The following is a 23,267-nucleotide window of genomic DNA, read 5'->3' on the forward strand; positions in this document are numbered from 1 at the left end:
CTGTCGGTGGCCCGTGACAGGATCGGAGGCGTACGGAAGAGATGACCGCTCAAGGGAGAGCGCGATGGTCAGCAAGCCCCCCGCAGGCGACCCGGTCCAGGACGCGCCGCAGGTCGCGCCGCCGCAACACGCCGCCGCCGGCCTCGCCGCCGTCGCGCACACGCTCCGGATCTCCCAGGCGCAGATGGGCGTGCGGCGCACCGCGCGCACCCTTCTCAAGGTCAACCAGAAGGACGGCTTCGACTGTCCAGGCTGCGCCTGGCCCGAGGGCGACAAGCGGCATGTGGCGGAGTTCTGCGAGAACGGGGCGAAGGCGGTCGCCGAGGAGGCGACGCTGCGCCGCGTGACGCCGGACTTCTTCGCGGCCCACCCGTTGGCGGACCTGGCGGGGCGCAGCGGGTACTGGCTGGGCCAGCAGGGCCGCATCACGCAGCCCATGCTTCTGGAGAAGGGGGCCGGGCCGGAGGGGGCCGAGCGGTACGAGGCGGTGACCTGGGAGCGGGCCTTCGCGATCATCGCCGAGGAGCTGACCGCCCTCTCCTCCCCCGACGAGGCCCTCTTCTACACCTCGGGACGGACCAGCAACGAGGCCGCGTTCCTGCTCCAGCTCTTCGCCCGCGAGTTCGGCACGAACAACCTGCCGGACTGCTCCAACATGTGCCACGAGTCCTCCGGTTCCGCGCTCAACGAGACCATCGGGATCGGCAAGGGCAGCGTCTCCCTGGAGGACCTGCACCAGGCCGACCTGATCGTCGTCGCGGGACAGAACCCCGGCACGAACCACCCCCGGATGCTCTCGGCCCTGGAGCAGGCCAAGGCGGCCGGCGCGAAGATCATCTCGGTCAATCCGCTGCCCGAGGCGGGCCTGGAGAAGTTCAAGAACCCGCAGACCCCGCAGGGCCTCCTCAAGGGCGCCTCGCTCACCGACCTCTTCCTCCAGATCCGCATCGGCGGCGACCAGGCCCTGTTCCGCCTGCTCAACAAGCTGGTCCTGGAGACCCCGGGCGCGGTCGACGAGGAGTTCGTACGGGAACACACCCACGGGTACGAGGAGTTCACCGCCGCCGCGCGCGCGGCGGACTGGGACGAGACGCTGGCCGCGACCGGCCTGACCCGCGGCGAGATCGAGCGGGCCCTGGAGATGGTCCTCGCCTCGAAGCGGACCATCGTCTGCTGGGCCATGGGACTCACCCAGCACAAGCACTCCGTGCCCACGATCCGCGAGGTCGTCAACTTCCTCCTGCTGCGCGGCAACATCGGCCGCCCCGGCGCGGGCGTCTGCCCCGTGCGCGGCCACTCGAACGTGCAGGGCGACCGCACCATGGGCATCTTCGAGCGGCCCGCGCCCGCCTTCCTGGACGCCCTGGACAAGGAGTTCGGGATCGTCTCGCCGCGCCACCACGGTTTCGACGTGGTCCGCTCGATCCAGGCACTCCGCGACGGCGAGGCGAAGGTCTTCTTCGCCATGGGCGGCAACTTCGTCGGAGCCACCCCGGACACGGAGGTCACCGAGGCGGCGATGCGCCGCGCCCGGCTCACCGTGCACGTCTCGACCAAGCTGAACCGCTCGCACGCCGTGACCGGCACACGCGCGTTGATCCTCCCCACGCTCGGCCGTACCGACAAGGACGTCCAGAGCAGCGGCAAGCAGTTCGTGACCGTCGAGGACTCCATGGGCCAGGTGCACGCCTCGCGGGGCAACCTGCCGCCCGCGAGCCCGCACCTGCTCTCCGAGCCGGCCATCGTGGCCCGCATGGCCCGGGCCGTCCTCGGCGCCGGATCGGCCACGCCCTGGGAGGAGTTCGAGCAGGACTACGCCACGATCCGCGACCGCATCGCGCGCGTGGTGCCCGGCTTCGACGACTTCAACGCCCGGCTTGCCGCCTCCCCCGGCGGCTTCGCCCTCCCGCACGCGCCGCGCGACGAGCGCCGCTTCCCGACCGCGACCGGCAAGGCCAACTTCACCGCCGCGCCCGTGGAGTACCCGACGGTGCCGGAGGGCCGGCTGCTCCTGCAGACCCTGCGCTCGCACGACCAGTACAACACCACGATCTACGGCCTCGACGACCGCTACCGCGGCATCAAGGGCGGCCGCCGGGTCGTCCTCGTCCACCCGGAGGACGCGGCGGCCCTCGGCCTCGCGGACGGGGCGTACACCGATCTCGTGAGCGAGTGGCGGGACGGCGTCGAGCGGCGCGCGCCCGGCTTCCGGGTGGTGCACTACCCGACGGCGCGGGGCTGCGCGGCCGCGTACTACCCGGAGACGAACGTCCTGGTGCCGCTGGACTCCACGGCGGACATCAGCAACACCCCGGCAAGCAAGTCCGTGATCATCCGGTGCGAACCGACCCCCGAGTAAGCGCTCGCTCAGTAGGCTGATAGGAAGTGCGCGTAAACGAGCGTTCACGGAGAAACGGAGAGAGCCCATGGGCGAGCAGCACGCGGTGAAGTTCCCGCAGGAGATCCTGGACGAGTACACGGCCCTGGGCATCGACCTGCCCGCCCTCTTCTCGGCCGGACACCTCGGCGAGCGGATGGACATCCGCATCCTGGAGGCCGCCCCCGACCGCGTCGTCGGCACGATGCCGGTCGAGGGCAACACCCAGCCCTACGGCCTCCTGCACGGCGGCGCCTCCGCGGTCCTCGCCGAGACCCTCGGATCCGTCGGCGCCATGCTGCACGGCGGCCACACCAAGATCGCGGTCGGCGTCGACCTGAACTGCACCCACCACCGGGGCGTCCGGTCCGGCCTGGTCACCGGCACCGCCACTCCGGTCCACCGGGGCCGCTCCACCGCCACGTACGAGATCGTCATCACCGACGAGCAGGACAAGCGCGTCTGCACCGCCCGGCTCACCTGCCTGCTGCGGGACGCCGACCAGTAACACCCCCGAAACGAGGGGCTGTTGTCATCAGGCCGGTCCCGGTCTAGCGTTCCCGCATGGGTAAGGGACCGGTACCGGCTCACCACTCCGCGGCAGCGCCCGCGCCAGGCGCGGCGGCCGTCCCGGCCTTCTCCCGAACCGGCTCCCCGACCGCCTCCCCGAGCGCCGGGCCGAGCGCCGGGCCGCAGGCGTGAGCGGCGCGGGCGGCGTCGGGCCGATCGAAGCGGGCGACGGCACCTCCGAGCGCCCACCGCCCGCCCCCAGGCCCCGCCGCACCCCCTTCGGGCCCGGCCCGCTCACCCCGCGTGCCCGCCTCCTCCTGGCCGTCGCCCTCGGCGCCGCGACGGTCTGCGCGATCACGGTGTACGCCTCGACGCGCCCCGCTCCCGCCCCGCCCCCGGAGGCGCTGCCGCCCGCCCCGCCCTCCCAGCGGATCGCGCTGCGCTACGGCGAGCCGGTCACAGCCTCCGATCCCGGCGCCGCGTTCGCCTTCACCGTCCTCATGCTCACCTCGTCCGGGCCGCCCGTGACCGTGGAGGCGATCGGCCAGCCCTCCCGCGCCCTGAGCCTGCGGGTCCGGCCCACGCTCCCCGTCTCCGCGCCCGTCGGACAGGTCCGCGAGGTGGTCGCGGAGATCGACGTGGTCGATTGCATGCATGTGGCACGGAATTCTGGGCTCCCCTTTCTGGAGGTAACCCTCAGTAATGCAGGGCAGAAAGAGGCACACAGCTACATTCTCGGCGACCGGTACGCGGCCGATCTTTCCACCGCCCTGAACAGGGCGTGTCCCATGGATCGAGATCAAGGCCGGTCCACCGCGTCATGACCAAAAGCCCCTACAGTCCTGGGCCGTCAGCACTGAAACCCGCCGATGCTCCTGCAGCGTCTCAGCATGCAGACAAGACGAACCGCCCGCAATTCGCCCGTTCCGCCCCCAGAGTTCGCTATGTATTACGCCGCGGCATAACAAGAGCGTCACATCATCGGCCCGAACCCTCCATATCCGCCGGTCCGCCGCCTAGAGTCACCGCCAGTCACCGCGACCCGATTCCTTTTCGGTTCGGTTTCACGCGTTCGACTCGGCGCATCCAAGGTGGGACGCCGTGCCTGGAAAGGACTCATCGTGCGTCAACGTAAGCTCATTGCCGTGACCGCCGCGCTCGCCGCCGGAGCCCTCACGCTCACCGCCTGTGGATCGCGCGACGAGGGCAACAAGGGCGGCGGCGCCACCGGCGACGTGACGGTCGTCATCGGTGTCGACGCCCCGCTGACGGGTGACCTCTCCGCCCTCGGTCTCGGCATCAAGAACTCCGCCGACCTGGCCGCCAAGACGGCGAACGAGAAGAAGTACGTCCCCGGCGTCACCTTCAAGGTCGAGGCCCTCGACGACCAGGCGCAGGCCTCCTCCGGCCAGCAGAACGCCACCAAGCTCGTCGCCAACAAGGACGTCCTCGGTGTCGTCGGCCCGCTGAACTCCTCCGTCTCCGAGGCCATGCAGAAGGTCTTCGACGACGCGAAGCTGGCCCAGATCTCCCCGGCCAACACCAGCCCCTCCCTGACCCAGGGCCCCAAGTGGGCCGAGGGCCAGAAGGTCCGCTCGTACAAGAGCTACTTCCGCACCGCCACCACGGACGCCATCCAGGGCCCGTTCGCGGCGCAGTACCTCTTCAACAAGGCGGGCAAGAAGAAGGTCTTCATCATCGATGACAAGAAGACCTACGGCGCGGGCCTGGCCGGCACCTTCAAGGGGGAGTTCACCAAGCTCGGCGGCCAGGTCGCGGGCGAGGGCCACATCGACCCGGAGTCCAAGGACTTCTCCGCGATCGTGACCCAGGTCAAGAACTCGGGCGCCGACGTCGTCTACTACGGCGGCGAGTACCCGGCGGCCGGCCCGCTCAGCAAGCAGATCAAGGACACCGGCGCCAACATCCCGCTCGTCGGCGGTGACGGCATCTACGACAAGAAGTACGTCGAGCTGGCCGGTGCCAAGTCCGCGGGCGACCTCGCCACCTCCGTCGGTGCCCCGGTCGAGACGCTGCCCTCCGCCAAGGAGTTCGTGGCCAACTACACCAAGGCCGGCTACAAGGACCCGTACGCGGCCTACGGCGGCTACTCCTACGACTCCGCCTGGGCGGTCATCGAGGCCGTCAAGAAGGTCGTCGAGGGCAACGGCGGCAAGCTCCCCGAGGGCGCCCGCGCCAAGGTCCTGGAAGCCGTCCAGAACGTCTCCTTCGACGGTGTGACCGGCAAGGTCTCTTTCGACGAGTTCGGTGACGCCACCAACAAGCAGCTCACGGTCTACAAGGTCGAGGGCACCGAGTGGAAGTCCGTCGAGTCCGGTACCTACGGCGGCTGATCCCCCTCCCAACGGCCCGCTGAACGGGCCGACACCACCCCACCTGCCGCGCGGGGCGCGCACCACCATGCGCCCCGCGCGGTGTCACATCCGTCGAAAGACTCGGAGGACTGCGGTGCACGAACTGCCGCAACAGCTGGTCAACGGCCTGCTACTGGGATCCATGTACGGGCTCGTCGCCATCGGCTACACGATGGTCTATGGCATCGTCCAGCTCATCAACTTCGCCCACGGCGAGATCTTCATGACCGGTGGGTTCGGAGCCCTCACGGTCTGGCTCATGCTCCCCACGGGGACGACCATGCTGGTCGCGCTGCCCCTCATGCTCATAGGCGCGATCATCGTCGCCACCCTCATAGCCGTCGGAGCCGAACGCTTCGCCTACCGACCGCTGCGCGGAGCCCCTCGCCTCGCGCCCCTCATCACCGCCATCGGGCTCTCCATCGTGCTCCAGCAGGCCGTCTGGGCCTGGTACCCGGACGCGCGGTCCTCCCTCGTCTTCCCGCACATCCCCGGCGGCCCCTTCCACATCGGCAGCGTCACCATCCAGACCGGTGACCTCTTCCTGCTGATCGCGGCCCCCGTCTCCATGGCGTTCCTCGGCTTCTTCGTCAAGAAGACCCGCACCGGACGCGGCATGCAGGCCACCGCCCAGGACCCCGACACCGCCAAGCTCATGGGCATCAACACCGACCGGATCATCACGGTCGCCTTCGCCCTCGGCGCCGCCTTCGCGGCCGTCGGAGCCGTCGCGTACGGCCTCAAGTACGGCGAAGTCAACTACCGCATGGGCTTCATCCTCGGCCTCAAGGCCTTCACCGCGGCCGTCCTCGGCGGCATCGGAAACATCTACGGCGCCATGATCGGCGGACTGGTCCTCGGCCTCGCCGAGACCCTCACCACCGTCTACATCGACGCGATCCCCGGCATGCAGCAGCTCGGCGGACAGTCCTGGGGCAACACCTGGGCGTTCGTCCTCCTCATCCTCGTGCTCCTCTTCCGGCCGCAGGGCCTGCTGGGCGAGCGCGTGTCGGACAGGGCGTGAGAACCATGACCACCATCACCGCAGAAACCGCGAAGACCGAGGAAAGCCAGGACAAGGGCTTCATCGGCCTCTCCGAGAAGACCGGCCGCGCCCTGGCCACCGCCGGCGGCCTCCTCACGGTGGCCTCCTGCTTCCTCTCCTGGACCTGGACCTCCGCCTTCCCCGGTGACCTCACCGTCTACGGCTACCCCGGCGGACTCCAGTGGCTCGTCCTCGTCGGCGGCGCCCTCACCACCCTCTTCGGCCTGTCCTCCTACGGCGTCAAGGGCCTCGGCTGGATCGCCCCCGCGGGCGCCGACGCAGCCCTCAAGCTCTCCGCGCTCGCCGCGTTCGCCACCGCCTGGTACACCCTGATCGCGATCATCGCGACCCTCGGTGCCCTCGTCGACCTGGAGCCCGGCGGCGCCATCGTCGCCCTCACCACCCTCCTCACCCTCCTCGGCGCCCTCGCGCTCCCCTTCAAGCGCCCCGCGCTCGAAGCAGCCGACCCCGACGACGGCGCCTGGGACACCTTCAAGCACGACGCCGGCAACCGCTGGACCACCGTCAAGGCGGCCTTCACCGCCGACGCCCCCAGCCCGGCCCGCGCGCTCCCCAGCTACGTCGAGATCCTCATCATCACCGCCGTCCTCGCCGTCGCGCTCGGTGTCTTCACCTACGGCATCACCACGCCGTACCAGGAACTCTTCATCGGCTTCCTGCTCACCGCCGGCTTCGGCTTCGGCGCCGTCAGCAAGGCCGGCCTGGTCGCCCGCTTCACCGCGCTCACCACCAAGCACCGCAACGTCGCCCTCGTCGGCGCCTTCGTCGCGGCGGCCGCCTTCCCGCTCACCCAGAGCGACGACCAGTACGCGACCCTCGGCGTCAACATCCTCATCTTCGCCACCGTCGCCCTCGGTCTGAACATCGTGGTCGGCCTCACCGGCCTCCTCGACCTCGGATACGTCGCCTTCCTCGGCGTCGGCGCCTACACCGCCGCCCTCGTCTCCGGCTCCCCGAACTCGCCGTTCGGCGTCCACATGCCGTTCTGGGCCGCCATCCTCATCGGCGCCGCCGCCTCCATGGTCTTCGGCGTCCTCATCGGCGCCCCGACCCTCCGCCTCCGCGGCGACTACCTGGCCATCGTCACCCTCGGCTTCGGAGAGATCTTCCGGATCTCGATGAACAACCTGGACGGCGTCTCCGGCCCGGACATCACCAACGGCCCCAACGGCATCGCGGGCATCCCGAACGTCAACCTCTTCGGATTCGACTTCGGCGCCTCGCACACCCTCGCCGGCTTCACCATCGGCCGCTTCGCCAACTACTTCCTGCTGATGCTCCTGATCACCCTCCTGGTGGTCCTGGTCTTCCGCCGGAGCGCCGAATCCCGCATCGGCCGCGCCTGGGTCGCCATCCGCGAGGACGAGACCGCCGCCGAAGCCATGGGCATCAACGGCTTCCGCGTCAAGCTCATCGCCTTCGCCCTCGGCGCCACCCTCGCCGGCTTCGCCGGAGCCGTGCAGGCACACGTCAACTACACGGTCACCCCCGACCAGTACGTGTTCGCCAACGCCGTCCCGCCGAACTCCGCGTTCCTCCTCGCCGCCGTCGTCCTCGGCGGCATGGGCACCATCTCCGGGCCGCTCGTCGGCGGAGCACTGCTCTTCCTGCTCCCCAACAAGCTCCAGTCCCTCGGCGAATACCAGCTCCTCGCCTTCGGCATCGCGCTCGTCATCCTCATGCGCCTGCGCCCCGAGGGCCTCATCCCCAACCGGCGCAACCAGCTCGAGCTCCACAAGGACCTCGAAGCGCCGACGTCCCTCAGCAAGGCAGGGGCCTGACCCATGACGACCACCACCACCGCCCCCGCGGCGGAGACCGTCCTGGACGCACGTGGCGTCACCATGCGGTTCGGCGGCCTCACCGCAGTCAAGAACGTCGACCTCACCGTCCGCAGCGGCGAGATCGTCGGCCTCATCGGCCCGAACGGCGCCGGCAAGACCACGTTCTTCAACTGCCTCACCGGCCTCTACATCCCGACCGAGGGCGAAGTCCGCTACAAGGGCACCGTCCTGCCGCCCAAGTCCTTCAAGGTGACGGCGGCCGGCATCGCCCGGACGTTCCAGAACATCCGTCTCTTCAACAACATGACGGTCCTGGAGAACGTCCTCGTCGGACGCCACACCCGCACCAGGGAGGGCCTCTGGTCCGCCATGCTGCGCCTGCCCGGCTTCCACAAGGAGGAAGCCGCCAGCCGCGACCGGGCCATGGAACTCCTGGAGTTCATCGGCCTGGCCCACAAGGCGGAGCACCTCGCCCGCAACCTCCCCTACGGTGAGCAGCGCAAGCTGGAGATCGCCCGAGCCCTGGCCAGCGACCCCGGCCTGATCCTGCTCGACGAGCCCACCGCCGGCATGAACCCGCAGGAGACCCGGGCCACCGAAGAGCTCATCTTCGCCATCCGGGACCAGGGCATCGCCGTCCTCGTCATCGAGCACGACATGCGCTTCATCTTCAACCTCTGCGACCGGGTCGCCTGCCTCGTCCAGGGCGAGAAGCTCATCGAGGGCACCGCCGACGAGGTCCAGAGCGACGAGCGCGTCGTCGCCGCCTACCTCGGCGAACCCTTCGAAGGCGCCCCCGGCGCCGAGGAGGCCGCCGAGGTCGAGGCCGCCGAGGCCCACGCGGAGGAGGCACACGCGCAGGAGACCGAGACGGCGGAGACCGAGACCGACGAGGCTCCGGCCGACGAGGACACGGACTCGGCCGACGAGGCTCCGGCCGACGCGGACGCCGACCCGGCGGGCGCGGCCGACGACGCGGACGCCGACCCGGCCGAGGACACCCCGGCCGACAGCACCACCAGCAAGGACGGAGAAGCCAAGTGACCGCACTCCTGGAGGTCGAGGACCTCCGCGTCGCCTACGGCAAGATCGAGGCCGTCAAGGGCATCTCCTTCTCCGTCGAGGCCGGCCAGGTCGTCACCCTCATCGGCACCAACGGCGCCGGCAAGACCACCACCCTGCGGACCCTCTCCGGCCTCATCAAGCCCAAGGGCGGGCAGATCAAGTTCCAGGGCAAGTCGCTCAAGAAGGTCCCCGCCCACAGCATCGTCAGCCTCGGGCTCGCCCACTCCCCCGAGGGGCGGCACATCTTCCCGCGCATGACGATCGAGGACAACCTGCTCCTCGGCGCCTTCCTCCGCAAGGACCGCGAAGGCATCGCCAAGGACGTCCAGCGCGCCTACGACCTCTTCCCCATCCTGGGCGAACGTCGCAAGCAGGCCGCCGGCACCCTCTCGGGCGGTGAGCAGCAGATGCTCGCCATGGGCCGCGCGCTCATGTCGCAGCCCAAGCTCCTGATGCTGGACGAGCCCTCCATGGGCCTGTCCCCGCTCATGATGCAGAAGATCATGGCGACCATCTCCGAGCTGAAGGCCCAGGGCACCACCATCCTGCTGGTCGAGCAGAACGCCCAGGCGGCGCTCTCCCTGGCCGACCAGGGCCACGTCATGGAGATCGGCAAGATCGTCCTGTCCGGCCCGGGCCGCGAACTCCTCGTCAACGAGGACGTCCGCAAGGCCTACCTCGGCGAGGACTGACCCCGCCGCGCCACACGGAAGGGCCCGCCTCCCTCGGGGGAGGCGGGCCCTTCGCCGTACGCCGGTACGGAACGACTGCTACTTACTGGCCCTTGGCCGCCTTCTTCTCCTCGGCGTCCTCGATGACCGCCTCCGCGACCTGCTGCATCGACATACGACGGTCCATCGACGTCTTCTGGATCCAGCGGAACGCCGCCGGCTCCGTCAGCCCGTACTGCGTCTGCAGGATCGACTTCGCCCGGTCGACGAGCTTCCGCGTCTCCAGCCGCTGCGAGAGGTCCGCGACCTCCTTCTCCAGCGCCCGCAGCTCCGCGAACCGCGACACCGCCATCTCGATCGCCGGCACCACGTCGCTCTTGCTGAACGGCTTCACCAGATACGCCATGGCCCCGGCGTCCCGAGCCCGCTCGACGAGGTCGCGCTGCGAGAACGCGGTGAGCATGAGGACCGGGGCGATGGACTCGCCCGCGATCTTCTCGGCGGCGGAGATCCCGTCCAGGACGGGCATCTTCACGTCCAGGATCACGAGGTCAGGCCGGTGCTCCCGCGCGAGCTCGACGGCCGTGGCGCCGTCGCCGGCCTCGCCGACGACCGAGTAGCCCTCCTCTTCGAGCATCTCCTTGAGGTCCATGCGGATGAGGGCCTCGTCCTCGGCGATGACGACACGGGTCGTCAGCGGCGGAACGTGCGACGCGTCGGCGTCGTCGGCGGGCTGGGGCGACTCGGGGGCGGTCACGGGGGCTCCTCGTTGCGGGGCGTGGCGCTGCATGAAGAAGCCTACCTAGCTGCTGGCCGGGGCGGTGACCGGGTACACTCCGACTGGCAATCATGCCGGGTTGGCGGAATGGCAGACGCTGATGTCTCAAACACATCTGTCCGAAAGGGCGTGCGGGTTCGAATCCCGCACCCGGCACCGGTTCTGAAGCGGACGTTCACCTTCGCGTGGATGTCCGCTTTTTGCTGCGCATGGTCAGGGATCGTTGCGCAGGGTAGTCGCATGTCGAAGCACCGCGCACCGAGCCTCATGATCTCGCTCGGCGACGCCTGGCCCGGCATTCAGGACGAGGCGGAGACCGCGTTACGCCGGGTGTTTCCGGAGAACGCCACGAGCCGCGTGCGCAGAACAGGCTGTCACAACGTCAAGGTGCACTCGACGCACCTCGCCTGCCTGTTTCCTCAGCATGGGCCCGGCAAGAAGCACGAGCGCCGCATCGCTCTCGAAGCGTGGCAGCAGGAGAACGTCGACGCTCACCCGTGGGCGTTCATCCGGGGGCTCATCCACTCCGACGGCTGCCGGGTCACCAACTGGACCACCCGCCTCGTGGGCGGTGAGCGCAAGCGCTACGAGTACCCCCGGTCCTGAGCACCGGTCAGGGGGTGCGGGTCACCGGGTCGCCGATGTGGTGGACGTGGACCAGGTTGGTGGAGCCGGGGACGCCGGGAGGGGAGCCGGCGGTGATGACGACCGTGTCGCCCTTCTTGCAGCGGCCGATGCGCAGGAGTTCCTCGTCGACCTGGGCGACCATCGCGTCCGTGGAGTCGACGTGCGGGCCCAGGAAGGTCTCGACGCCCCAGGTGAGGTTGAGCTGGGCGCGGGTCGCCGGGTCGGGGGTGAAGGCGAGGAGGGGGATGGGTGAGCGGTAGCGGGAGAGGCGCTTGACCGTGTCGCCGGACTGGGTGAAGGCGACGAGGAACTTGGCGCCGAGGAAGTCGCCGATCTCGGCGGCCGCGCGGGCCACCGCTCCGCCCTGGGTGCGGGGCTTGTTGCGTTCGGTGAGGGGCGGGAGGCCCTTCGCGAGGATGTCCTCCTCCGCGGCTTCCACGATGCGGCTCATCGTGCGGACCGTCTCGATGGGGTAGCGGCCGACGCTGGTCTCGCCGGAGAGCATGACCGCGTCCGTGCCGTCGATGACGGCGTTGGCGACGTCGCTGGCCTCGGCGCGCGTCGGGCGGGAGTTCTCGATCATGGAGTCGAGCATCTGGGTGGCGACGATGACCGGCTTGGCGTTGCGCTTGGCGAGCTTGATGGCGCGCTTCTGGACGATCGGGACCTGCTCGAGGGGCATTTCGACGCCGAGGTCGCCGCGGGCGACCATGATGCCGTCGAAGGCGGCGACGATGTCGTCGATGGCTTCGACCGCCTGGGGCTTCTCGACCTTGGCGATGACGGGGAGGCGGCGGCCTTCCTCGTCCATGACGCGGTGGACGTCCTCGATGTCGCGGCCGGTGCGGACGAAGGAGAGGGCGATGATGTCGGCGCCGGTGCGCAGGGCCCAGCGGAGGTCGTCGATGTCCTTCTCGGAGAGGGCGGGGACGGAGACGGCGACGCCGGGGAGGTTGAGGCCCTTGTGGTCGGAGACCATGCCGCCTTCGACGACGCGGGTGTGGACGCGGGGTCCTTCGACGGCGGTGACTTCGAGGGTGACGCGGCCGTCGTCGACGAGGATGCGTTCGCCGGTGGTGACGTCCGCGGCGAGGCCCTTGTAGGTGGTGCCGCAGGTGGTGCGGTCGCCTTCGTGGTCTTCGACGGTGATGGTGAAGGTGTCGCCGCGTTCAAGGAGTACGGGGCCTTCACGGAAGCGGCCGAGGCGGATCTTCGGGCCTTGAAGGTCGGCGAGCACGCCGACGCTGCGCCCGGTCTCCTCGGAGGCTTTGCGGACGTGGCGGTAGCGCTCCTCGTGTTCGGCGTAGGTGCCGTGGCTGAGGTTGAAGCGGGCGACGTTCATTCCGGCTTCGACGAGTGCCTTGATCTGCTCGTACGAGTCGGTGGCGGGGCCCAGGGTGCAGACGATTTTCGCTCGGCGCATGGTGCGAGCCTAGGGCTTACCGGCGGGTAGTTCAGGGGCCGGGCATGGCCGTTCAACAACCTTTGCGTGAAAGCTTGTTGACAAGTCTTGAATCTGTGCGGGCGGGTGCTCCGATGAGCGGTTTCGGGGGGCCGGCCGGCCCCCCGTGGGGCCTTCGCTACAGCTGGGGTGGGTCCATGGTGAAGCGGGCGGTGACCTCTGCCGTGACGGTCTGGCGTTGGGGTTCGAGGTCGAGGGGCGGGGGTGCGTCGGGAGATTCGGCGGCGAACGCGGCCATCCGCATGCCGACGCCGCCGAGGGGGGCCGGTGGCGCGAGTTCGGTGTCGGAGAGTTCGAGGAGGGCGGTGAGGGTGGTGCCGAGGGCTTCCGCGTAGGCGCGGGCGCGTTGGACGGCTTCGCCGACGGCGGTGCGGCGGGCTTCGGCGTGGGCCGGGGAGTCGGGGCGCAGGGTCCACCAGGGGCCGTCGACGCGGGTGAGGTCGAGGTCGGCGAGGCGGGTGGTGAGTTCGCCGAGGGCGGTGAAGTCGGTGAGCTCGACGGTGAGGTGGACTGTGCCCTGGTAGGCGCGGACGCGTTCGCCGCGGCCGTGCCTGCTGGGTTCGGGGGTGATGGAGAAGGCGCCGGTCTCCAGTTTCTCGATGGCCTCGCCGTAGGACTTGATGAGGTCGAGGGTGTGGGTGTTGCGGCGGGTGAGGTCGGTGAGGGTGGCGGCGCGGTCGGTGCCGCGGGCGCCGATGGTGACGGCGATGCGGGCGATCTCGGGGTCGACGTCGAGTCGGGCTTCGCCTCGGACGGCGACCTGCGGTGCCTCGGGGGTCGGGTGGGGGGTCGTCACTTCGGCTCCCTCGTACGGGTGACGGCTGCGATCCCGAACACTTTCCCACTCCGTGACCCGAAAACTCTGTCGCCCCGGGGGCTGCTGGGCCAGAATCTACGCGCGTTGTGCACCACCGGACCAAGGAGAACACATGCCGCTGAACCGCCGGACGTTCCTGGAGAGCTCGGTCGCCGTCGGAGCCGGAGCCGCCCTCACCACGGGGGTCGCCGCCGCCCCGGCCCAGGCCCACGGGCCGCGCCCCAGGCCGGCCAAGCGGTACTCCTTCACCGTGATGGGGACCACCGACCTGCACGGCAACGTCTTCAACTGGGACTACTTCACGGACAGGGAGTTCGACGACAAGGCGCACAACGACGTGGGCCTCGCGAAGATCTCGACTCTCGTCGAGCAGGTGCGCAAGGAGAAGGGGCGGTGCAACACGCTCCTCATCGACGCCGGTGACACGATCCAGGGCACCCAGCTGTCGTACTACTACGCCAAGGTCGACCCGATCACCGCGCGCCGTGGTCCCGTGCACCCGATGGCGCAGGCGATGAACGCGATCGGGTACGACGCCGCGGCGCTCGGCAACCACGAGTTCAACTACGGCATACCGGTGCTGCGGAAGTTCGAGGAGCAGTGCGACTTCCCGCTGCTCGGCGCGAACGCGCTGGACGCGAAGACGCTGCGGCCGGCGTTCCCGCCGTACAGCATGCATCGGCTGCGCACGCCGCACGGCCGGGATGTGACGGTGGCGGTCCTGGGTCTGACCAATCCGGGCATCGCGATCTGGGACAAGGCCAACGTGAGCGGCAAGATGGTCTTTCCCGGCCTGGAGGAGCAGGCGGCGAAGTGGGTGCCGAGGCTCCGCTCGATGGGCTCGGACGTCGTGGTCGTGTCGGCGCACAGCGGTTCCAGCGGCACGTCCTCCTACGGTGACCAGCTCCCGCACATCGAGAACGCGGCCGGTCTCGTCGCCGAGCAGGTCCCCGGCATCGACGCGATCCTCGTCGGCCACGCGCACACCGAGATCCCCGAGTACCGGGTCCAGAACAAGGAGACCGGCAAGGACGTCGTGCTGTCCGAGCCGCTCAAGTGGGGTCAGCGTCTGACGCTCTTCGACTTCGACCTGGTGTGGGAGAAGGGCCGTTGGGTCGTCGAGAAGGTCGGCGCCCAGGTGCTGAACTCCAACACCGTGGAGGAGGACCCGGAGATCGTCGGGCTGCTCGCGGACGAGCACGAGAAGGTCGTCGCCTACGTCAATCAGATCATCGGCACGTCGAGCGCGACGATGGCCACGGCCGAGGCGCCGTGGAAGGACGAGCCGATCATCGATCTGATCAACCACGTCCAGGCGGAGACGGTGAAGGAGGCGCTGGCGGGCGGCGCCTACGCGGCGCTGCCGGTGCTGTCGCAGGCGTCCTGCTTCTCCCGTACGGCGGCGATCCCGGCAGGTCAGGTCACCATCCGTGACGCGGCCGGGCTGTACGTCTTCGAGAACACCCTGGAGGCGCGTCTTCTCACGGGTGCTCAGGTCAAGGACTATCTGGAGTTCTCGGCGCGGTACTACGTGCAGACCCCGGCGGGTGCGCCCGTGGACACGGCGAAGCTGACGAACGCGGACGGCACGCCGGACTACAACTACGACGCGGTGTACGGCGTGACGTACGAGATCGACATCGCCAGGCCGGCGGGTTCGCGGATCGTGAACCTGTCGTTCGACGGGAAGCCGATCGACCCGGCCGCGCGGTTCGTCCTCGCCGTGAACAACTACCGGGCCAGCGGCGGTGGCGCGTTCCCGCACGTCGCCAAGGCCCAGCAGCTGTGGGCGAATTCGGACGAGATCCGCAACACGATCATCCAGTGGGTGAAGGCGAAGGGGTCGATCGACCCGGGTCTCTTCGCGTCGGTGGACTGGAAGCTGACCCGGGACGGTGTCCCCGTCTTCTAGGGCGGTTCAGCTCTGTGTGAGAGGCGTCAGCGCCTGGCCCTGGGCCGGGATGCGTGGCGCCTCTTGCCGTTCCAGGCCGAAGGTGGTGAAGGCGGTGCGGCGGGGCTGGGGGTAGGGGTCCTTGCCGGTGAGGGTGTTGAGGATGGTGGCGCTGCGCCAGGCGGCGAGGCCGAGGTCGGGGGCGCCGACGCCGTGGGTGTGCTTCTCGGCGTTCTGGACGTAGACGGAGCCGGTGACGGAGGCGTCGAGGACGAGGCGGTAGGTGGTGTCGATGCGGGCGCGGCCGGCGGAGTCGTGGCGGAGGTAGGGGTCGAGTCCGGCGAGCATGCGGTCGACGGGGCGTTCGCGGTAGCCGGTGGCGAGGACGACGGCGTCGGTGGTGAGGCGGGAGCGGGCGCCTTGCTGGAGGTGTTCGAGGTGGAGTTCGACCTTGGTGGTGGCGACGCGGCCGGCGGTGCGGACGCGGACTCCGGGGGTGAGGACGGTGTCGGGCCAGCCCCCGTGGAGGGTGCGGCGGTAGAGCTCTTCGTGGATGGCGCTGAGGGTGTCGGTGTCGATGCCCTTGTGGAGTTGCCATTGGCGGGGCAGGAGTTCGTTGCGGGTGGGTTCGGACAGGGCGTGGAAGTAGCGGGTGTAGTCGGGGGTGAAGTGTTCGAGGCCGAGCTTGGAGTACTCCATGGGCGCGAAGGCTTCGGTGCGGGTGAGCCAGTGGATCTTCTCGGCTCCTGCGGGGCGGGCGCGGAGGAGGTCGAGGAAGATCTCGGCGCCGGATTGTCCTGAGCCGATGACGGTGACGTGGTCGGCGTCGATGAGGTCGGCGCGGTGGGTGAGGTAGTCGGCGGAGTGGATGACGGGGACGTGGGGGGCGTCGGCGAGGGGTCTGAGGGGTTCGGGTACGTACGGTTCGGTGCCGACGCCGAGGGCGATGTTGCGGGTGTAGGTGCGGCCGAGGGCTTCGGCTTCGCCGTCGGCGTCGAGTTGGGTGAAGTCGACTTCGAAGAGGGCGCGTTCGGGGTTCCAGCGGACGGAGTCGACCTGGTGGCCGAAGTGGAGGCCGGGGAGTTGGTCGCTGACCCAGCGGCAGTAGGCGTCGTACTCGGCGCGTTGGATGTGGAAGGTCTCGGCGAAGTAGAAGGGGAAGAGGCGTTCGCGGCTACGGAGGTAGTTGAGGAAGGTCCAGGGGCTGGTGGGGTCGGCGAGGGTGACCAGGTCGGCGAGGAAGGGGACTTGGAGGGTGGCTCCTTCGATGAGGAGTCCGGGGTGCCAGTGGAAGGCGGGGTGCTGTTCGTAGAAGGCGGTGGCGAGGCCGCCGGGGACGCCGTGGGCGAGGGCGGCGAGGGAGAGGTTGAAGGGGCCGATGCCGATGCCGACCAGGTCGTGGGACTGGTCGGGGTCGTGGGGGGACGGGGGCTTGGGAGTGCTGCCGGTCATCGGTCGGTGCTGCCTTCCACGAGGTTCAGGAGGTGCTGGAGGTCGTCGGGGGTGGTGTGGGGGTTGAGGAGGGTGGCCTTGAGCCAGAGGCGGCCGTCCTCGTGGGCGCGGCCGAGGACGGCGCGGCCTTCGGCGAGGAGGGTGCGGCGGATGGTGGCGACGGTGGTGTCGTCGGCGCCGGTGGGGCGGAAGAGGACGGTGGTGAGGGTGGGGCGTTCGTAGAGCTGGAGGCCGGGGGTCTTGTCGACGAGGTCGGCGAACTGCTGGGCGAGGGCGTGGACCTGGTCGACGAGGGCGCCGAGTCCGCTGCGGCCGAGGGCGCGGAGGGTGACGGCGATCTTGAGGATGTCGGGGCGGCGGGTGGTGCGCAGGGAGCGGCCGAGGAGGTCGGGGAGGCCTGCTTCGGTGTCGTCGGTGGCGTTGAGGTAGTCGGCGGTGTGGGTGAGGGCGGCGAGGTCGTGGGTGTCGCGTACGGCGAGGAGTCCGGCGGCGACGGGCTGCCAGCCGAGTTTGTGCAGGTCGAGGGTGACGGTGCGGGCGCGGTCGAGGCCGGCGAGGAGGGGGCGGTGGGTGTCGCTGAAGAGGAGGGGGCCGCCGTAGGCGGCGTCGATGTGGAGGTCGGCGCCGTGGGCGTCGCAGAGGTCGGCGATCTCGGGGAGGGGGTCGATGCGGCCGGTGTCGGTGGTGCCTGCGGTGGCGGCGACGAGGAGGGGGCCCTCGAGGTCGGTGAGGGCTTCGTCGAGGGCGACGGGGTCGAGGGTGCCGTTGGGAGTGGGCACGGTGACGGGTTCGGGGAGCCCGAGGAGCCAGGCGGCGCGGTGGAAGGAGTGGTGGGCGTTGGCGCCGACGACGGTCTGGACGGTGTGGCCGGGACGGTGGCGCTCGCGGGCGAGGAGGAGGGCGAGCTGGTTGGCTTCGGTGCCGCCGGTGGTGACGAGGGCGTCGGGGGTGGCCGCGTGGGGGTGGACGGTGGCGGCGAGCGCCTCGGTGACCAGGGTTTCGAGGGCTGAGGCGGCGGGGGCCTGGTCCCAGGAGTCCATGGAGGGGTTGAGCACGGCGGCGGCGAGGTCGGCGGCGGCGGCGAGTGCGAGCGGCGGGGTGTGGAGGTGGGCGGCGCAGAGCGGGTGGGCGGGGTCCGCGGCGCCTGCGGCGAGGGCGCGGGTGAGGGTGTGGAGGGCGGCGGTGGGGTCGGTGCCGTGGGGTGGGACCGGGTCGCCGAGCGCTTCGCGGAGCCGCGCGGTGACCTCGTCGGGGCCGCCGGGCGGGAGGGGGCCGCCGCGTGCCGCGGTTCCTTCGTGGAGGGCGGTGAGGACGGTGTCCAGGAGGGGGCGCAGGGCGGTGGGGTCGTTCGCGAGGGGCGGTGTGGTCGGAGCGGTCGGGGTGGTCGCGGCACACATGGCACCACCCTGCCGGGGGTTCTGGGGGTTTGTCCGGGGAGTGGGGCGGTGGCACCCGAACGGGGGACGCGGAGAGCGACCTGCGGTGCGGCGACCTGCCGTGCGGCGGTTCGGTGTCTACTCGTCGTAGACGATGTCCTCGATCGGGTGCGTCCAGCGGACCTTGCCGTCGTCGACCTCGATGATCAGGTCGAGGCCGGTGCTGAAGTGGCCGGTGGAGAGCAGGGTGAACTTGTCGGCCTTCCGGCGGAGGTAGTCGAGGAAGCCGTCCAGTGCCGGGTTCCCGTCGTTCTCGAGGACGTACTCGCCGAGCCGGCGGAAGAACTTGGGGTAGATGACGTCCTCGTCGACCGTGGGCGGGGCGGTCACCACCGTGTCGCTGTGGGTCTTGTCGAGGGGCCACAGGCCCTCGTCGTCGTCGCGCGCCGTGCGGGCGGTCGCGGCGAGGTCGGCGCGCAGGTCGGGGAAGAGCGTGCGGTAGAAGATCGGGTAGACGAATCCCTTGGCGAGCAGCTTGTGGTTGGCCGTGTCGCGCATCGTCTCGGGGGTGAGGAACACCTGGTCGTTCGCGTCCGCCTCGGGACCGTCGCCCGGGCCGGTGAACGCGATGCAGCGGCCGGGCTTGTCCGCGCCTCGGGTGAGGACGTAGCCGCGGACGGCGGCCGGGGTGGTGGGGGCCTTCACCGTCCCGTTGGAGGTGCGCTGGACGGGGTCGAAGCCGAGGAGGCGGAGCAGCTCGGCGGCTGCCGCCTCGGCGGGCACCTTGGGCTGGTGCAGTTCGGGGCCGCTGACGAAGGGCGGCTTGAAGTGGGTTTCGAGGGCGTCGATGCCCTCCAGACGCAGGTTCGCCCCACCGGGGCCGCGGATCACGATGGGGTGGGGGCCGGGGACGGTGCTCCAGACGGCCGGGTCGTCCGGGTAGAAGCGGACCGTGTCGCCGTCCGGGCGTGTTCCTACGATCCGGAATTCGCCTTTGATCCTCAGGTACGGCATGGGAGGGGCCTCGCAGACGCCTGCGGGAGGGGTGGGTGGGAGCAAGGTGTCAGGAGGGGAAGGCCCGGGGCGGACCGCCGCCGTGAAAGGGCGCTCCCCTGTCCCACTATGCGTCCATGTCGTCGGCGGGTCCTGTTGGCGGTTCAACCTCTCGGGTGCCGGAGGCCCGTCGAGGGGTTGAACCGCCGTGCGGTGTGTGCGCGAGTGGGTCGGGTCAGGCCTCGCGGACCTTCAGGGCTCGGCGCAGGTCGGCCAGTTGGTCGACGAGCTTGCGGTGGAGGGCGGGGGTGAGGGCGGGGTCGGTGAGGTGGTTCTCGCCGAGGGTCAGGGACTCCTGGTCGATGGCGTGGACGGGGAAGGCGTGCCGGCCCGCCGCTTCGGCCATGGCGGCGCCTCGGCGGGTCGCCAGCGCGGTGGCGGCCGGGTAGTAGCGGGGGATGTACTCCCGTACGAGATCGGCCTGTTCGGGCTGCCAGAAGCCTTGGGCGGTGGCGGTGAAGAGGTAGTTGGAGAGGTCGTCGGTGTCGAAGAGACGGGACCAGGCGGCGGCCTTGGCCTCGGGGGCGGGGAGGGCGGCCCGGCAGCGGGCGGCGCCTTCCTGGCCGGTGGCGCTGGGGTCGCGGGCGAGTTCGCTGTCGATGGCGGCTTCGTCGAGGGCGCCGAGGACGGCGAGGCGGGCGAGGACGCGCCAGCGCAGTTCGGGGTCGATCTCGGGGCCGCCGGGGACGGTTCCGTCGGCGAGCCAGCCGGCGATGGTGTCGGGCTGGGTGGCGCTGCCGATGTACGTACGGACGGCGGTGAGGCGCAGTCCGGGGTTGTCGCCGTCCTCGGTGCGGCGGATGAGGTCGCGGGCGAGGCCGGTGAGGAGGGCGAGCGCGGCGGGGCGGTCGTCGGCCGGGAGGTACCGGTCGGCGATCTGGGTGCGCGCGAAGGCGAGGACGCCCTGGACGACGGCGAGGTCGGTCTCCTCGGGGAGGTGGGCCTCGGCGGTGGCCAGGTAGGCGCGGGGGTCGAGTTCGCCGTCGCGGACCATGTCGCGCAGCGTGTTCCAGACGAGGGCGCGGGTGAGGGCGTCGGGGATGCCGGCCAGGCCGCGCACGACGGTCTTCAGGGAGTCGTCGTCGAGGCGGACCTTGGCGTAGGTGAGGTCGCCGTCGTTGAGGACGACGAGGGCGGGGCGGGGCCCGGCGAGGTCGAGGGGCTCGGCCTGCGGGACGTCGATCTCGACGCGTTCGCGCGGGACGAGGCGGCGGCCGTCGACGAGGTCGCGGTCGTAGATGCCGACGGCGACGCGGTGGGGACGGCTGCCGTCGTGGTGGACGGTGAGGGTGGTGCGGGTCTCGTCGCCGCCGAGTTCGGGGGTGAGGGTGTCGACGCCGGTGGTGCGGAGCCACTGGTCGGCCCAGGCGTGGACGTCGCGGTCGGTGGCGGAGGCGAGGTTGTCGATGAAGTCGGCGAGGGTGGCGTTGCCGAAGCGGTGCCGCTTGAAGTGGGTGTTGATGCCGGCGAGGAAGTCCTTCTCCCCCATCCAGGCGACGAGCTGGCGCAGGGCGGAGGCGCCCTTGGCGTAGGAGATGCCGTCGAAGTTGAGGAGGGCGGAGGCCGTGTCGGGGACGGCGTCCGGGTCCGGGGCGACGGGGTGGGTGGAGGGGCGCTGGTCGGCGTCGTAGCCCCAGGCCTTGCGCTCGATGCCGAAGTCGATCCAGGTGTCGGGGAAGCGGTCGGCGCAGGCCTCGTTGATGGTCTGGTAGCCCATGTACTCGGCGAAGGACTCGTTGAGCCAGATGTCGTCCCACCAGCGCAGGGTGACGAGGTCGCCGAACCACATGTGGGCCATCTCGTGGGCGATGACCATGGCGCGCGTCTGGCGTTCGGTGACGGTCACGGCGGAGCGGTAGACGAACTCGTCGCGGAAGGTGACGAGTCCGGGGTTCTCCATGGCGCCGGCGTTGAATTCGGGGACGAAGGCCTGGTCGTACGAGTCGAAGGGGTAGGGCTCGTCGAACTTCTCGTGGAAGCGGTCGAAGCAGGCCTTGGTGATGTCGAGGATCTCGTCGGCGTCGGCGTCGAGGTGGGGGGCGAGGGAGCGGCGGCAGTGGATGGCGAAGGGCAGTCCGGCGTGTTCGGTGCGGACGGAGTGCCAGGGGCCTGCGGCGACGCAGACGAAGTAGGTGGAGAGGAGGGGGGTGGGGGCGGCCTGCCAGCGGCCGTCGGGGAGCTGCTCGGTGATGCCGTTGGAGAGGACGGTCCAGTCGTCCGGGGCCTTGACGGTCAGCTCGAAGACGGCCTTGAGGTCGGGCTGGTCGAAGGCGGCGAAGACGCGCTGGACGTCTTCCATGAAGAGCTGGGTGTAGACGTACGACTCGCCGTCGGTGGGGTCGGTGAAGCGGTGCATGCCTTCGCCGGTGCGGCTGTAGCGCATGGTGGTGACGGCACGGAGTTCGTGCTCGCCCTCGGTGAGGGTGAGGGGGACCCGGTTGTCGTCGAGGGACGCGGGGTCGAGGGGTTCGCCGTCGAGGTGCAGGGAGTGCAGCGTGACCGGTTTCAGCTCGATGAAGGTGTCCCCGGCGGTGCGGGCGGTGAACCGGATGACGGTCGTGGATGCGAAGGTCTCGTCGCCTGTGGTGAGGTCGAGGTCGACCGTGTAGCGCTGGATGTCGAGGAGATGGGCACGGGTCTGCGCTTCCTCGCGCGTCAGTACGGGCATGGGGCCATGCTGCCCGATGGGGTGGCGGCGGGGCACGAGTGTTCCGCTCACAGCTCAGCGGGGGTTGGTGGGCGGGGGGCGGGTAAGGGGGCGGGTTTGGGTACCGGGTTCGGGGGCTCGGGCGGGGCGCGTCGGCTCGGGGACTCGTCGGCTCGGCTCGGCGCCGGCTCTCGGGTCAGGCGAGGCCGGCGCCGGTGAGGTGGGCGAAGGCGGCCGTGATGCCGGGACGGTCGTAGCCCGTGCCGCTCTTGGCGCCGGTGGAGAGCAGGGCGTGCAGCAGGAGGCGGGCCTTGGCGGGGTCGAGGGGTCCTGCGGGGATGAGGCCGCGGTGCAGCAGGTCGTGTTCGGAGCCGGGGCCCCGGTAGGTGTGCGTGAGGGTGGCGCCGGCGCCGGTGCGGGAGGCGAGGACGACGGGGATGCGGGTGGCCAGGCGTTCCAGGGGGTCGACGAGCCAGGTCGGGACGTGGCCGGCGCCGAAGGCGGCGAGGACGAGGCCGTCGAAGCGGGTGTCGAGGCCGTCGAGGAGTTCGCCGCGGTCGCCGAGGGAGAGGGTGACCAGGGCGACGCGTACCGCCGGGTCGAGCCGGAGGGGGTGGATGGCGGTGGTGCCGGCGGGGCGGAGCAGGATCCGGGGCTCGCCCTCGACGACGCTGCCGAGGGGGCCGGCGCCCGGGGAGGCGAAGGTGGTGACGGATGTGGTGTGGGTCTTGCGGACGTGGCGGGCGGCGTGGATCTCGTCGGCGAGGACGACGAGGACGCCGAGGCCCGCGCAACCGGGGTCGGCGGCGACGGCGAGCGCGGCGGCGAGGTTGGCGGGGCCGTCGGCGCCCGGCAGGTCGGGGCGGCGCATGGCGCCGGTGACGACGACGGCCTGGGGGGTGTCGCAGAGCAGGTCGAGGAGGAAGGCGGTCTCCTCCAGGGTGTCGGTGCCCTGGACCACGACGACGCCGGACCCGGCGGCGAGGGTCTCGCGCACCTCGTGGGCGAGGGCGGCGAGGTCTTCGAGGGTGAGCGAAGAGCTGGGGAGGCGCCGGAAGTCACGCAGCTCGACGTCGGGGGCGGGGGCGGCGCCGGGAACGGCGCCCGACCCGGTGGTGCTGCTGGGCGCGCCGGGGGCGGGCACGCCGGGGGCGCCTGTGGTCCCGCCGGGAGCGGGAGGCGTCGCGCCGGGAGTGGCAGGCGTCGCGCCGGGAGTGGCAGGCGTCGCGCCGGGAGCGCCGGTGGTCGTACCGGGAGCCGGAGGCGTCCCGCCAGGGACCCCGGGGGCCCCGGGGGCCCCGGGGGCCCCGGGGGCC

The 23,267-nt window shown here is 70.7% G+C and carries 18 protein-coding genes and 1 tRNA gene; 11 read left to right on the forward strand and 8 right to left on the reverse strand.

Annotation, left to right across the window (positions count from 1 at the left end):
• Positions 1 to 64: 64 nt before the first annotated feature.
• The 8 genes from AB0E14_RS26455 (at position 65) to AB0E14_RS26490 (ending at position 9,869) form a co-directional block, all read left to right on the forward strand.
• On the forward strand, positions 65 to 2,359 hold the full coding sequence (locus tag AB0E14_RS26455) for an FdhF/YdeP family oxidoreductase (RefSeq protein ID WP_362423015.1): 2,295 nt from the start codon (positions 65 to 67) through the stop codon (positions 2,357 to 2,359).
• A gap of 67 nt (positions 2,360 to 2,426) precedes the next feature.
• Positions 2,427 to 2,885: a hotdog fold thioesterase gene (locus AB0E14_RS26460; RefSeq protein ID WP_362423019.1), complete on the forward strand. Its 459-nt coding sequence runs from the start codon at positions 2,427 to 2,429 to the stop codon at positions 2,883 to 2,885.
• Between the two features lie 190 nt (positions 2,886 to 3,075).
• Positions 3,076 to 3,711, forward strand: a complete 636-nt coding sequence (locus tag AB0E14_RS26465) for a Tat pathway signal sequence domain protein (RefSeq protein ID WP_362423022.1) — start codon at positions 3,076 to 3,078, stop codon at positions 3,709 to 3,711.
• A gap of 297 nt (positions 3,712 to 4,008) precedes the next feature.
• Complete coding sequence (locus tag AB0E14_RS26470; RefSeq protein WP_362423024.1) at positions 4,009 to 5,241, forward strand: branched-chain amino acid ABC transporter substrate-binding protein; 1,233 nt, start codon at positions 4,009 to 4,011, stop codon at positions 5,239 to 5,241.
• 115 nt (positions 5,242 to 5,356) lie between these two features.
• Positions 5,357 to 6,286 carry a branched-chain amino acid ABC transporter permease gene (locus tag AB0E14_RS26475; protein ID WP_362423026.1) on the forward strand — a complete coding sequence of 310 codons (930 nt, stop codon included), beginning with the start codon at positions 5,357 to 5,359 and terminating at the stop codon, positions 6,284 to 6,286.
• 5 nt (positions 6,287 to 6,291) lie between these two features.
• The gene (locus AB0E14_RS26480) at positions 6,292 to 8,109 is read left to right on the forward strand and encodes a branched-chain amino acid ABC transporter permease (RefSeq protein ID WP_362423029.1); all 1,818 of its coding nucleotides are present in this window, start codon (positions 6,292 to 6,294) and stop codon (positions 8,107 to 8,109) included.
• A gap of 3 nt (positions 8,110 to 8,112) precedes the next feature.
• Complete coding sequence (locus AB0E14_RS26485) at positions 8,113 to 9,156, forward strand: ABC transporter ATP-binding protein (RefSeq protein WP_362423032.1); 1,044 nt, start codon at positions 8,113 to 8,115, stop codon at positions 9,154 to 9,156.
• Positions 9,153 to 9,869, forward strand: a complete 717-nt coding sequence (locus tag AB0E14_RS26490; RefSeq protein WP_362423035.1) for an ABC transporter ATP-binding protein — start codon at positions 9,153 to 9,155, stop codon at positions 9,867 to 9,869. The genes AB0E14_RS26485 and AB0E14_RS26490 overlap by 4 nt, the downstream gene beginning before the upstream one ends.
• 82 nt (positions 9,870 to 9,951) lie before the next feature.
• On the opposite strand, the gene AB0E14_RS26495 is transcribed toward AB0E14_RS26490, so the two are convergent.
• A complete protein-coding gene (locus tag AB0E14_RS26495; protein ID WP_362423038.1) occupies positions 9,952 to 10,605 on the reverse strand; it encodes a response regulator in 654 nt (217 codons plus the stop codon).
• A 94-nt stretch (positions 10,606 to 10,699) separates the two neighbouring features.
• Between AB0E14_RS26495 and AB0E14_RS26500 the strand changes: the two genes are divergently transcribed.
• Positions 10,700 to 10,782: transfer RNA gene (locus AB0E14_RS26500), tRNA-Leu, on the forward strand.
• An 84-nt stretch (positions 10,783 to 10,866) separates the two neighbouring features.
• Positions 10,867 to 11,232 carry a hypothetical protein gene (locus AB0E14_RS26505; RefSeq protein ID WP_362423041.1) on the forward strand — a complete coding sequence of 122 codons (366 nt, stop codon included), beginning with the start codon at positions 10,867 to 10,869 and terminating at the stop codon, positions 11,230 to 11,232.
• A gap of 7 nt (positions 11,233 to 11,239) precedes the next feature.
• Here AB0E14_RS26505 and pyk read toward each other — a convergent pair whose 3' ends face one another.
• Both pyk and AB0E14_RS26515 read right to left on the reverse strand, forming a co-directional pair.
• Positions 11,240 to 12,676 carry a pyruvate kinase gene (gene pyk, locus AB0E14_RS26510; protein ID WP_362423044.1) on the reverse strand — a complete coding sequence of 479 codons (1,437 nt, stop codon included), beginning with the start codon at positions 12,674 to 12,676 and terminating at the stop codon, positions 11,240 to 11,242.
• A 157-nt stretch (positions 12,677 to 12,833) separates the two neighbouring features.
• Entirely contained in the window at positions 12,834 to 13,511 is a 678-nt protein-coding gene (locus AB0E14_RS26515) for an SIMPL domain-containing protein (RefSeq protein ID WP_362423047.1), read from the reverse strand.
• 133 nt (positions 13,512 to 13,644) lie between these two features.
• On the opposite strand from AB0E14_RS26515, the gene AB0E14_RS26520 reads away from it, so the two are divergent.
• Complete coding sequence (locus tag AB0E14_RS26520; protein ID WP_362423050.1) at positions 13,645 to 15,444, forward strand: 5'-nucleotidase C-terminal domain-containing protein; 1,800 nt, start codon at positions 13,645 to 13,647, stop codon at positions 15,442 to 15,444.
• Positions 15,445 to 15,450: 6 nt separating this feature from the next.
• On the opposite strand, the gene AB0E14_RS26525 is transcribed toward AB0E14_RS26520, so the two are convergent.
• The 5 genes from AB0E14_RS26525 to AB0E14_RS26545 form a co-directional block, all read right to left on the reverse strand.
• Positions 15,451 to 16,875, reverse strand: a complete 1,425-nt coding sequence (locus AB0E14_RS26525) for a SidA/IucD/PvdA family monooxygenase (protein WP_362423053.1) — start codon at positions 16,873 to 16,875, stop codon at positions 15,451 to 15,453.
• Positions 16,872 to 18,272, reverse strand: coding sequence for an aminotransferase class V-fold PLP-dependent enzyme (locus AB0E14_RS26530; RefSeq protein WP_362423056.1), 1,401 nt, complete (start codon positions 18,270 to 18,272; stop codon positions 16,872 to 16,874). Before AB0E14_RS26530 ends, AB0E14_RS26525 begins: the two co-directional genes overlap by 4 nt.
• A 117-nt stretch (positions 18,273 to 18,389) precedes the next feature.
• Positions 18,390 to 19,265 carry a nuclease gene (locus AB0E14_RS26535; RefSeq protein ID WP_362423058.1) on the reverse strand — a complete coding sequence of 292 codons (876 nt, stop codon included), beginning with the start codon at positions 19,263 to 19,265 and terminating at the stop codon, positions 18,390 to 18,392.
• A gap of 214 nt (positions 19,266 to 19,479) precedes the next feature.
• A complete protein-coding gene (gene pepN / locus AB0E14_RS26540; RefSeq protein WP_362423061.1) occupies positions 19,480 to 21,972 on the reverse strand; it encodes an aminopeptidase N in 2,493 nt (830 codons plus the stop codon).
• A gap of 175 nt (positions 21,973 to 22,147) precedes the next feature.
• Positions 22,148 to 23,095: an asparaginase gene (locus tag AB0E14_RS26545; protein WP_362423064.1), complete on the reverse strand. Its 948-nt coding sequence runs from the start codon at positions 23,093 to 23,095 to the stop codon at positions 22,148 to 22,150.
• Between the last annotated feature and the right edge of the window lie 172 nt (positions 23,096 to 23,267).

It is taken from the genome of Streptomyces sp. NPDC047981, assembly GCF_040653315.1.
Classification (GTDB): Bacteria; Actinomycetota; Actinomycetes; order Streptomycetales; family Streptomycetaceae; genus Streptomyces.